The following is a 1,430-nucleotide window of genomic DNA, read 5'->3' as shown; positions in this document are numbered from 1 at the left end:
GACGGCGCAATTACACACAACGTCCCATGGCTTTGCGAAGTTTGGGATTTTTATTACTGATGTTTACAAATATACCGAAAAGTTATAAAGAAAAAACCTCACTTCGGAGAAGAAAGTGCCAACACTAGCTCTTCCCGATATACGCCTAAGCACAAATTTCGCAAAACCATTGTTAGCAGAAGTAATAATTTATAGATTAATTTTTAATTTTTGATGAATTGGATTCTTAATGTTTTTTGCAAAAACTTTCACTCTAATTTCAATTTCCATTTCGTCTTCACCACTTAAAAAAACTATACGCAAAGGAACTTTGAGGGCTTCTACTGGAAGTTTGTGTTTTATGTTACCAATTTCTTCATAAATTTTATAAACACCTTCTTTTGTTTCAACTGATGGATAATTCAATTCTGACCATGAAGCAACTCTAGGAGCAACATTTATTATTGGGTGTGGTGCATAAGGTTCTCTGAAAATAGAATCTCTAACAATATATTTATCGGAATATGGAATTAAAATTTTAATAGATGCATCTTCTAAAAATTCAGTGCTATTATTATGTAAAAAGATATTTAGTTTGTAAGCAGTTTGTTCATTAATATAATACTGATCTTGTTCTTCATAAGTTTTATTAATATTTTCTAAATTACTTCGTAAAGTTGGTAAGTCTCTATTTTCATATGAAGAGCCAAACATACTTGACGTAGAGGGAAGAAGAAATTTATGAAAAGGATATGTATTATCTTTCAACTCTTGTTCTTTTCGTTTTATTATTTCTTCAATTCTTTTCTTGTTCGCTTCTGAAGGTAATAAGATTTCATTCTTTTCAACTTTTATTTCATGAACTATATCATCTTCGAGAAATGATATATTAATGTCATTAGAAATATCTTTATTTTTTAATGCGGATTGATGATTGTCAATATCTTTCCTTGTCAATCTTTTTTGGAATGAACCTTTTCTTATATATGAATCCCCTGTCTTTAAACTTCCATAATCTTTTTTCATCATATAGGGAGGATTTGTGCATTCCTTTACTTGAAAAACTCCATAAATTTTACCATCATATTCATATGGGAAATAGCTGAAATTTATATGAGGTTCAATATTAGCATCTACAAGCTGTTGATATGTAGCATCATCAACAAATGTTTCTGAGATTCCTAGCAAATCTCTTTCCCCATTCGTTTTATGTTTTACACCTGTGATAATGTATTTATCATCTTTTGACATAGAATTAGCAAGTGACATAATATCTTTTAAGAAACTTTCATACATTTCTTTTTTATATTGAATTGCTTTAAAATCTAAATTTGAATTCTCATTTTCGAATTCAATTAAATCGGAAATTTCTGTCATATTATTTCTGCTAACGTTTTTCGGCTTGAAACAGTGGCAAATTTTTGTCACCTTCGAAAACAAATATACCGAAA

1 protein-coding gene is annotated in these 1,430 nt (G+C 29.2%); it reads right to left on the bottom strand.

From position 1 onward, the window contains the following. Nucleotides 1-189 precede the first annotated feature (189 nt). Nucleotides 190-1,430 (bottom strand): AlbA family DNA-binding domain-containing protein (locus ABGT15_RS13145; RefSeq protein ID WP_367231913.1); only part of this gene is annotated, 1,241 nt, incomplete at its 5' end.

The organism is Flavobacterium enshiense, assembly GCF_040750275.1.
In the GTDB taxonomy this organism is placed as follows: domain Bacteria; phylum Bacteroidota; class Bacteroidia; order Flavobacteriales; family Flavobacteriaceae; genus Flavobacterium; species Flavobacterium enshiense_B.
The sequence above is the reverse complement of the archived record's forward strand: the minus strand, read 5'-3'. Positions and strand labels throughout refer to the sequence as shown.